Origin of the sequence: Lysobacter sp. 1R34A, assembly GCF_051217035.1 — a bacterium.
Classification (GTDB): Bacteria; Pseudomonadota; Gammaproteobacteria; order Xanthomonadales; family Xanthomonadaceae; genus Lysobacter.
Genome location: NZ_JBPKJP010000042.1, coordinates 24650 through 33844 on the forward strand (window position 1 = coordinate 24650; position 9195 = coordinate 33844).

The 9195-nt window shown below is 66.3% G+C and carries 5 protein-coding genes, 1 tRNA gene and 1 pseudogene; all 7 read left to right on the forward strand.

From position 1 onward, the window contains the following. Positions 1-5 precede the first annotated feature (5 nt). On the forward strand, positions 6-2156 hold the full coding sequence (gene nuoL / locus ACSAMQ_RS11585) for an NADH-quinone oxidoreductase subunit L (protein ID WP_435395781.1): 2151 nt from the start codon (positions 6-8) through the stop codon (positions 2154-2156). A gap of 19 nt (positions 2157-2175) precedes the next feature. Next, complete coding sequence (locus ACSAMQ_RS11590; protein ID WP_435395782.1) at positions 2176-3693, forward strand: NADH-quinone oxidoreductase subunit M; 1518 nt, start codon at positions 2176-2178, stop codon at positions 3691-3693. Between the two features lie 151 nt (positions 3694-3844). Continuing rightward, a complete protein-coding gene (nuoN, locus tag ACSAMQ_RS11595; RefSeq protein WP_435395783.1) occupies positions 3845-5290 on the forward strand; it encodes an NADH-quinone oxidoreductase subunit NuoN in 1446 nt (481 codons plus the stop codon). 705 nt (positions 5291-5995) lie between these two features. Next, a tRNA-Met gene (locus ACSAMQ_RS11600) sits at positions 5996-6072 on the forward strand. A 279-nt stretch (positions 6073-6351) separates the two neighbouring features. Continuing rightward, on the forward strand, positions 6352-6948 hold the full coding sequence (gene rimP, locus ACSAMQ_RS11605; RefSeq protein WP_435395784.1) for a ribosome maturation factor RimP: 597 nt from the start codon (positions 6352-6354) through the stop codon (positions 6946-6948). A 76-nt stretch (positions 6949-7024) separates the two neighbouring features. After that, a complete protein-coding gene (gene nusA / locus ACSAMQ_RS11610; RefSeq protein ID WP_435395785.1) occupies positions 7025-8512 on the forward strand; it encodes a transcription termination factor NusA in 1488 nt (495 codons plus the stop codon). A gap of 207 nt (positions 8513-8719) precedes the next feature. Then, positions 8720-9195, forward strand: a pseudogene (locus ACSAMQ_RS11615) (translation initiation factor IF-2); the annotation flags it as partial.

Below are 9195 nucleotides of genomic sequence, written 5' to 3' on the forward strand. Positions count from 1 at the left end.
CCGGCATGGAACCCGCAATCTCCAAGTCCATCCTGCTGGCGATCGTGCTCGCGCCGCTGCTCGGCTCGATCGTCGCCGGCCTGTTCGGACGCAAGGTCGGCCGCGCCGGCTCGCACACGATCACCATCCTCGGCGTCGCCGCGAGCTGCGCGATGTCGATGTACGTGCTGTGGCAGCTGGCCGGGCAGGGCGCCTCGCCGTTCAACGAGAACATCTACACCTGGTTCCAGGTCGGCGGTTATGAGGCCCACGTCGGCTTCATGGTCGACAAGTTGACCGCGATGATGATGGTGGTCGTCACCTTCGTCTCGCTGCTGGTCCACGTCTACACCATCGGCTACATGGCCGAAGACCCGGGCTACCAGCGCTTCTTCAGCTACATCTCGCTGTTCACCTTCTCGATGCTCATGCTGGTCATGAGCAACAACTTCCTGCAGCTGTTCTTCGGCTGGGAAGCGGTGGGCCTGGTGTCCTACCTGCTGATCGGTTTCTGGTTCAAGAAGCCGACCGCGGTGTTCGCCAACATGAAGGCCTTCCTGGTCAATCGCGTCGGCGACTTCGGCTTCCTGCTCGGCATCTGCGCGGTGATGTGGGCGCTGGGTTCGCTCGACTACGGCACCGTGTTCGCCAACGCGCCGACCCTGGCCGACCGCACCATCCAGGTCTGGGGCGGCGAGCACCCGATCGTCTGGTCGCTGCCGACGGTGATCTGCATCTGCCTGTTCATCGGTGCGATGGGCAAGTCGGCGCAAGTCCCGCTGCACGTGTGGCTGCCCGACTCGATGGAAGGCCCGACCCCGATCTCGGCGCTGATCCACGCCGCGACGATGGTGACCGCCGGCATCTTCATGGTCGCGCGCATGTCGCCGCTGTTCGAGCTGTCGCAGACGGCGCTGAACTTCGTGCTCTTCATCGGCGCCACCACCGCCTTCTGGACCGGCCTGATCGGCATCGTCCAGAACGACATCAAGCGCGTGGTCGCGTACTCGACCCTGTCGCAGCTGGGCTACATGACCGTCGCGCTCGGCGTGTCGGCGTACTCGGCCGCGGTCTATCACCTGATGACCCACGCCTTCTTCAAGGCGCTGCTGTTCCTGGCCGCCGGCTCGGTCATCATCGGCATGCACCACGAGCAGGACATGCGCAAGATGGGCGGCCTGCGCAAGTACATGCCGATCACCTACTGGACCAGCTTGCTCGGCACGCTCGCGTTGGTGGGCACGCCGTTCTTCGCCGGCTTCTACTCGAAGGACACCATCATCGAGGCCGCGCACCACGCCGCACACGGCGAGCACGCCAGCTGGGTCGCCCAGTACGCCTATTGGGCGGTGCTGCTCGGCGCGTTCGTGACCGCGTTCTACAGCTTCCGCCTGCTGTACATGACCTTCCACGGCAAGGAGCGTTTCCGCGACGCGCACGCCGGGCACGCTCACGACGGGCACGCTCACGGCGATCACGCCGCGCATGCGCACGACGATCATGGCAAGCACGACCACGGCAAGCACGACGATGCGCACGACGACCACGGCCACCATGGTCCGCACGAGCCGCACGAGTCGCCGTGGGTGGTCACCGTGCCGCTGATCCTGCTGGCGATCCCGTCGGTGCTGATCGGCTTCTTCACCGCCGGCCCGATGCTGTTCGGCACCGACTGGCTCGACTACAAGGTCAAGCAGCTGCCGTTCTTCCTCGGCGCGATCGACCTCGACGCCGCCCGCGACACCATCGCGATGGTCGGCGAGGAGGCCTGGCACGGTCCGGTGGCGTTCGCGCTGCACGGCTTCCAGGCGCCGGCGTTCTGGCTGGCCTTCTCGGGCTTCGTCCTGGCCACGGTCATGTACTGGTGGAAGCCGGACCTGCCGGCCAAGGCGCGCAAGCTGTTCGCGCTGCCGGTGCGCATCCTGGAGAACAAGTACGGCATGGACAATCTGTGGATCGACGGCTTCGCCGCCGGCGGCGTGGGCCTGGGCAAGGCCTCGCGCGCGGTCGACAGCAAGCTGATCGACGGCGCCGTGGTCAACGGCAGCGCGGGCCTGGTCGGCTTCGTCGCCAACCTGACCCGCCGCGTCCAGTCCGGTTACCTCTACCACTACGCCTTCGCGATGATTCTCGGCCTGATTGCATTGCTCGCCGTCGTCATCCGGTTCTGGCACTAATCCGACAAGGACACCCGACGTGACCCCCGTGCCCTTGCTTAGCATTCTGATCTGGCTGCCGATCCTCGGCGGTTTCGCCACCCTCGCGTTCGGCAACGAGCGCGCCAACGCGGCGCGCTGGTTCGCCCTGGTGGTGGCCCTCGTCACCCTCGGCCTGAGCGTGACGATGTTCACCCATGCCGATTTCGGCAGCGCGGCGATGCAACTGGTCGAAGACCACGCCTGGATCCCGACCTACGACATCCGCTACCACCTCGGCGCGGACGGCATCTCCGCGGCGCTGATCGCGCTGACCACCCTGACCTCGACCCTGGTGCTGATCAGCGCCTGGACCTCGATCGACAAGCGCGTCAGCCAGTACTACGCCGCCTTCCTGATCCTCGAAGGCCTGATGGTCGGCGTGTTCTCGGCCCTGGACGCGATGCTGTTCTACGTGTTCTTCGAGGGCATGCTGATTCCGATGTTCATCATCATCGGCGTCTGGGGCGGCCCGCGCCGCGTCTACGCGTCGGTGAAGTTCTTCCTGTACACCTTCCTCGGCTCGGTGTTCATGCTGGTCGGGCTGATCTACCTGTACCTGAAGGGCGGCAGCTGGCAGCTGGCCGACATGTACGCGCTGCAGCTCAACGCGGCCGAGCAGATGTGGATCTTCTTCGGCTTCCTGATCGCCTTCGCGGTCAAGGTGCCGATGTTCCCGGTCCACACCTGGTTGCCGGATGCGCACGTCGAGGCGCCGACCGCCGGTTCGGTGATCCTGGCCGCGATCATGCTGAAGATCGGCGGCTACGGCTTCCTGCGCTTCGTCCTGCCGATCGTGCCGGACGCCGGCCACGAATGGGCCTGGCTGGTGATCGCGCTGAGCCTGATCGCGATCATCTACGTCGGCATGGTCGCCCTGGTCCAGGACGACATGAAGAAGCTGATCGCGTATTCGTCGGTCTCGCACATGGGCTTCGTCACCCTGGGCACCTTCATCGCCTTCGCCCTGGTCCATAACGGCGATGCCCACGGCACCGATGCCGCGCGCCTGGGCCTGCAGGGCGCGATGGTGCAGATGATCAGCCACGGCTTCGTGTCGGGCGCGATGTTCACCTGCGTCGGCGTGCTCTACGACCGCATGCACAGCCGCATGATCAAGGACTACGGCGGCGTCGCCAACGTGATGCCGTGGTTCGCAGCGTTCGTGGTGCTGTTCGCGATGGCCAACTCCGGCCTGCCGGGCACCTCGGGTTTCGTCGGCGAGTTCATGGTCATCGTGGCCAGCTTCCAGCAGCACCCGCTGATCGCGTTCGGCGCGGCCACCACCCTGATCGTCGGCGCCGGCTACACCCTGTGGCTGGTCAAGCGGGTGATCTGGGGCGACGTCGGCAATGCCCACGTCGCCGAGCTCGAGGACATCAACCCGCGCGAAGCGCTGGTGCTGGGCGTGTTCGCGGCCGGCGTGCTGGTGCTCGGCCTGTGGCCGAAGCCGCTGACCGACCTGATGGAACCCGCGATCGCGAACCTGGCCAGCCAGATCGTCGCGAGCAAGCTGTAAAGCGCGGGCTTTGCCCGCGCAGAAGTGAGTAGAAGCGAGCAGTGAGGAACGAGTCGGAAGCGCGGGTACCCGCAGCTCACTTCTCACTCCTCTCCACTCGCTCCTAGAGCAAGGCTCCCGAACCGAGCCGGATCCGCCAAGAGATTCACTAATGAACATGCCCGTACGGACCTTCGCCGACCTGATGCCCCTGCTGCCCGAACTGGTGGTGATCGTCGGCGCGTTCGCGCTGCTGATGCTCGATCTGTTCATCGAGGAGCGCAACCGCATCGTCTCCCACGTGTTCGCGATCGTCGTGGTCGCGGTGGCGACGGCGCTGATCGCCTTCGACGTCGGCGGGCAGGGCACCGTGCTCAGCGGCATGTTCGTGCGCGACACCGCCGCCGACGGCCTCAAGCTCGGCATCGGCGTGGTCGGCATCCTGTCGATGATCTACACCTGGCCCTACCTGCGCGCGCGCGGCCTGTACAAGGGCGAAGTCGCGGTGCTGATGCTGTTCGCGATCGCCGGTATGATGCTGCTGGTCTCGGCCGGCAGCCTGGTCATGGTCTACCTCGGCCTGGAAATGCTGGCCCTGTGTTCCTACGCGCTGGTCGCCGTGGACCGCGACAGCCCGCTGGCGTCGGAAGCGGCGATCAAGTACTTCGTGCTCGGCGCGCTGGCCTCGGGCCTGCTGCTGTACGGCCTGTCGCTGATCTACGGCGCCACCGGCAGCCTGATGCTCGACCAGATCGCGATCGCCGCCCAGGTCGGCCCGTCCTCGCTGATGATGATCACCGGCGTGGTGTTCGTGGTCGCCGGCATCGCCTTCAAGTTCGGCGCGGCGCCGTTCCACATGTGGCTGCCCGACGTCTATCAGGGCGCACCGACCCCGATCACCCTGTTCATCGGCTCGGCGCCCAAGCTGGCCGCATTCGGCATGACCTACCGCCTGCTCGAAGTCGGCGCGGCGGGGCAGGAGGACCACTGGCGCCTGCTGCTGGCCGGCCTGGCCGTGCTGTCGCTGGCGATCGGCAACCTCAGCGCGCTGGTCCAGACCAACCTCAAGCGCCTGCTGGCGTACTCGACCGTCTCGCACGTCGGCTTCCTGTTCCTCGGCATGGCCGGCGGCGGGTCGCAGGGCTTCGCCGCGGCGATGTTCTACGCGATCAGCTACGCGCTGATGTCGGCCGCCGCGTTCGCCGCGATCATCGTCATGTCCGGGCGCGGTTTCGAGGCCGACCGGATCGACGACTACAAGGGCCTCAACGCGCGCAGCCCGTGGCTGGCCGGCATGGTCCTGTGCGTGATGGCCTCGCTGGCCGGCCTGCCGCCGTTCCTCGGCTTCTGGGCCAAGCTGGCGGTGCTGAAGGCCGCTTTGCAGGGCGACATGCTGTGGCTGGCGATCGTCGGCATCGTGTTCGCGGTGATCGGCGCGTTCTACTACCTGCGCGTGATCAAGGCGATGTACTTCGACGAGCCCGACGGCAAGATGCCGGCGCCGAGCGACGACCGCCCGCTGCGCGTGGTGTTCGGCGTCAACGCGCTCGCGCTGCTGGCCCTGGGCCTGGCCTGGAACCCGATCATGGACTGGTGCATGCGCGCGTTCGCGGCCTGATCGGCGGCGGCACGCGTAACCCGCGACGGTTTCGCCAATAGTTCCAGCGTCGGGCCGGCTTTCGCCGGCCCGATGCGTTTGCGACGGGCGATGCCTGCGGCCGGGGCGGTCGAGCGGCTGCATAGGTGGCTGAGCGCAGCTCCGGCGAAGCGGGTAGCGGGGGGGATTCGAACCTGCGGCCAGCCGGGAGGCGGGGAGAGGTGCAAGCGGCCTCGGAAGCGCAGCGCCGGGCTCGTTCGTTTTTTGGGTCCGCGTTTATCTCTGCGACAGCGTCGCCCACGCCGGCGTTCTTGCCGTCATTCCGAAGCAGGCGGGCTCCGCCTTGTTTCGGCGTAACCCAACACTCGTACGAGAACCTGGAGCCCGCAGCCCGGCCAAGCTGCATGGCGCCTCGGCGTTCATGGATACGCGTGCCCGCGGGGGCTGGCGAGTAGGTGGCACCACGGCGCAGGGCGCCGCAACCAGCGCCTGCAAGGCCTGGGGTTGAAAATGGCGACAGCGTTTTACCCGCGCCCGGACCGATTGCAACGCTCATCGCAGAAAAGACTTGAAAATATTTGAATGCGCATTAAGATTGCGGCCTGCACCAACGCCGCGAAGTCCTCAGGGACGCCACCGGTTCTGTTGCAGCGGTAAGCGGCAGTCATGAAGATCTGATTGCAGGCTTGCAGAAAGTAACGCCGGCCGTTATGATGGTCGGCCTGATGCGGGGTGGAGCAGTCTGGCAGCTCGTCGGGCTCATAACCCGAAGGTCGCAGGTTCAAATCCTGCCCCCGCTACCAGCTTCGGCTGGCGAATCGAAAGCCTCTCTAGAGGCTTTCTTTTTTGGCCGCGAAGCTCGGGCTTTGTGATCGCGCTCTGCTCGCGCGAACACACCGAAATCCAGTTGTACGGACAAGGGGCCCGATGGGCCCCTTGTTGTTTTTGGGTTTCCGGAAAGCCCGGTTTCGAACTGCGTCCCGCGTTCATGCGCTGGCGGACCGCGAAACCGGTGGCAGCGGAAACAGGACGTATCGAAGATTGGTCAGACCAGTCGCAACCCGAGTCAGGAGTCAAGGCGCGTGACGGACAAGGCAACGCAAATCGCTGCATTGCTCGCCCCGACGGTGGAGTCGTTGGGCGTGGAATTGCTCGGCGTGGAATATCTGCCGGCCGCCGGCAATGCCGTGCTGCGCATCTATATCGACGTGCCCGCCGCCGAGGCCGCCGCCGGCGCCGATGGCGCCGAGCCGCGTTCGGTGTCGATCGAGGACTGCGAGGCGGTGAGCCGCGAAGTGTCGGCGCAGCTCGACGTCGAAGACCCGATCAGCAGCAATTACACCCTCGAAGTGTCGTCGCCGGGCATCGACCGCCCGCTGTTCGCCCTCGAGCATTACCGCCGCCTGATCGGCGAGACGGTCAAGGTCGCGCTCAAGCTGCCGCAAGAGGGTCGTCGCCGCCTGCAGGGCCGGATCGACGCCGTCGAAGGCGAGCAGGTCGTGTTCACGGTCGAGGCCGCCACCTTCACGGTGCCGTTCTCGAACATCGACAAGGGCCGCCTGGTGCCGGATTGGGCCGCGCTCGGCCTGGCTCCGAGCAAGGGCGAGCCGCAAGGCGCGCCGGCCAAGGGCCGGCCGAAGAACAAGTCCTCGAAGGCCAAGCCTTCGAAGAAGAAGTGATCGGAACGATTCAGATTCAGCCAATTACCAATCCCAATAGCCGGCGGCTGCGAGCCGACCCGTGCGGAGTGACGAAATGAGCAAGGAACTGTTGCTGGTAGTGGACGCGGTGGCCAACGAGAAGGGCGTGCCGCGCGAAGTGATCTTCGAGGCCATCGAGGCCGCGCTGGCTTCGGCCGCGAAGAAGCGCTACCACGATGAGGACGTGCTGGTCCGCGTCAGCATCGACCAGAAAGACGGCAACTACGAAACCTTCCGCCGCATGGAAGTCGTCGCCGACGACGTGGTCATGGAGTCGCCGGACCGCCAGATCCGCCTGATGGACGCGATCGACGAGGTCGAGGGCGTCGAGGTCGGCGATTACATCGAAGAGCAGATCGAGAACCCGGATTTCGGCCGTATCGCCGCCCAGGCCGCCAAGCAGGTCATCGTGCAGCGCGTGCGCGAAGCCGAGCGCGCCCAGGTCGTGGACCAGTGGAAGGACCGCGTCGGCGAGCTGGTCACCGGCATCGTCAAGCGGGTGGAGCGCGGCAACATCTACGTCGACCTGGGCGGCAACGCCGAGGCGATCATCCCGAAGGACAAGGGCATCCCGCGCGACGTGCTGCGCGCCGGCGACCGCGTGCGCGGCTTCCTGTTCGACGTGCGCACCGAGCCGCGCGGCCCGCAGCTGTTCATCAGCCGCGCCGCTCCCGAATTCATGATGGAGCTGTTCAAGCTCGAAGTGCCGGAAGTCGGCCAGGGCCTGGTCTCGATCAAGGCTTGCGCGCGCGATCCGGGCGACCGCGCCAAGATCGCCGTGCTCGCCCACGACAACCGCACCGATCCGATCGGCGCATGCATCGGCATGCGCGGTTCGCGCGTGCAGGCGGTGTCCAACGAGCTCAACGGCGAGCGCGTCGACATCGTGCTGTGGTCGGACAACCCGGCCCAGTTCGTCATCAACGCGATGGCGCCGGCGGAAGTGCAGTCGATCATCGTCGACGAAGAAAAGCATTCGATGGACCTGGCCGTGGCCGAAGACCGCCTGGCCCAGGCGATCGGCAAGGGCGGCCAGAACGTGCGCCTCGCCAGCCGCCTGTCGGGCTGGCAGCTCAACGTCATGACCCAGGACCAGGTCACGGCGAAGTCCGAGGCCGAACAGAACTCGGCCCGCCAGCTGTTCCAGGACAAGCTCGAGGTCGACGAGGAAATCGCCGGCATCCTGGTCTCGGAAGGCTTCAGCACGGTCGAGGAAATCGCCTACGTGCCGGTCGGCGAGCTGCTGGCGGTGGAGGGCTTCGACGAGGACATCGTCGAGGAACTGCGCGCCCGCGCCCGCGACGCCCTGCTCAACGAGGCGCTGGCCGCCGAGGAAGAGCTCGACGAGCACCAGCCGGCCGCCGATCTGCTGTCGCTGGAGGGCATGGACGAATCGCTGGCCTTCACGCTCGCCTCGCGCGGCGTGGTCACCCGCGACGACCTGGCCGACCTGGCGACGGACGAGTTGACCGATATCGAAGGCGTCGACGAGGAACGTGCCGCCGCCCTGATCATGGAAGCGCGCAAGCACTGGTTCGAATGAGGTGACACACGCCGCAAGAGGCTCAAAGAGCGTCTTGCGGCACACCGAGACCGGCCTGGCCGGCCTCGGATTCGCAGGATCGGGCATCGGCCCGGTCCGCGGGCAGGCCAAAAAGGTCTGCGCGAGCCGGTCGTGCGGCGCGCGCGGAGCTAGAATGGCGCCATCACGCGCGGGACTCGTCCCGCGCCACGAGGACACGGAAACCGAATGTCGCAGCAAACCACCATCCGCAAGCTGGCCGAACTGGTGAATACGCCGGTCGAGAAGTTGCTGGAACAGCTGGCCGAGGCCGGCATGAAGTTCAGCGGCCCCGACCAGGTCGTCACCAGCATCGAAAAAGTCAAGCTGCTCGGCTTCCTCAAGCGCGCTCACGGCAAGGCCGACAAGCCGGCCGAGACCGACGAGGCAGCCAAGAAGATCACGCTCAACCGCAGCCGCAAGCAGGAAATCACCGTCGGTGGCGGCAAGAACCGCACCACCGTCGACGTGGTCGTGCGCAAGAAGGTGACGTTGGTCAAGCCGAGCGAATCCGGCCAGTCCATCTCGCCGGACGACGAGCGCGCCGAGATCCTGCGCAAGCTCGAAGAGTCCAAGCAGCGCAACCTCGCCGAACAGCAGCGCCTGGCCGCCGACGACCAGCGTCGCGCCGACGCGGCCGATGCGGCGCGCCGCGCCGCCGAGGA

Bases quoted from the DNA above. Each gene is read 5' to 3' on its own strand.
- nuoL (WP_435395781.1), top strand. From the start codon at position 6: ATGGAACCCGCAATCTCCAAGTCCATCCTGCTGGCGATCGTGCTCGCG.
- nuoN (WP_435395783.1), top strand. From the start codon at position 3,845: ATGAACATGCCCGTACGGACCTTCGCCGACCTGATGCCCCTGCTGCCC.
- nusA (WP_435395785.1), top strand. From the start codon at position 7,025: ATGAGCAAGGAACTGTTGCTGGTAGTGGACGCGGTGGCCAACGAGAAG.